This window comes from Aliifodinibius sp. S!AR15-10 (genome assembly GCF_031569985.1).
In the GTDB taxonomy this organism is placed as follows: Bacteria; Bacteroidota; Rhodothermia; order Balneolales; family Balneolaceae; genus JAMQKA01.
Map to the genome: position 1 here is coordinate 1 of NZ_JAMQKA010000135.1, position 532 is coordinate 532.

The following is a 532-nucleotide window of genomic DNA, read 5'->3' on the forward strand; positions in this document are numbered from 1 at the left end:
TAGGGGGCTTTGAATTACTTGCTCTTTTCGGATTTTTCTTAATTTGTGGTTTTGTAGGGCCAAAAAATTTCTACTACTTCGATATCCATAGTCATATCCGTTGGTTTTAGCCCGAAAATCGGGCCGTGGAGGCCGATTCGGCCTCTGATGGGTATACCAATCCCATCAGGTGGCCACAGCCGGCCTAATTTTTGGTTCCTGTTTGGCAAAACTTATACTACGTTCAATATTCCAGCAGATCGCACACATCACAAATCGAGCCTTGTTGCGCAGTTTGGTCTTGGCTTTGGCCACCCGTCCGCCGTAGCGATCCTTGATTTCCGCGAACGGATGCTCCCCATAGCGACGTACCCGGCGATTCCGATCATTTCGGGCTTTCTGGGAGCCGCTCAGCGGGGTGTTCCGATAGGCCTTATCCAAGATTCCATAATAGGTGCCTTCCCGGCGACACCGGGTCTTAAGCTCTTTGCTGGGATAGGCCTTATCGCCGAAAATGGCCCGCTCGTCACCACTGAGCAGGGCCTCCAGCTGG

Annotated in this window: 1 protein-coding gene; it reads right to left on the reverse strand. The window is 51.9% G+C overall.

All coding sequences use genetic code 11. The annotated features are described in order from the left end of the window. Positions 1-165: 165 nt before the first annotated feature. The coding region (locus NC796_RS26675; protein ID WP_310688947.1) for a transposase at positions 166-532 on the reverse strand (367 nt) is incomplete at its 5' end.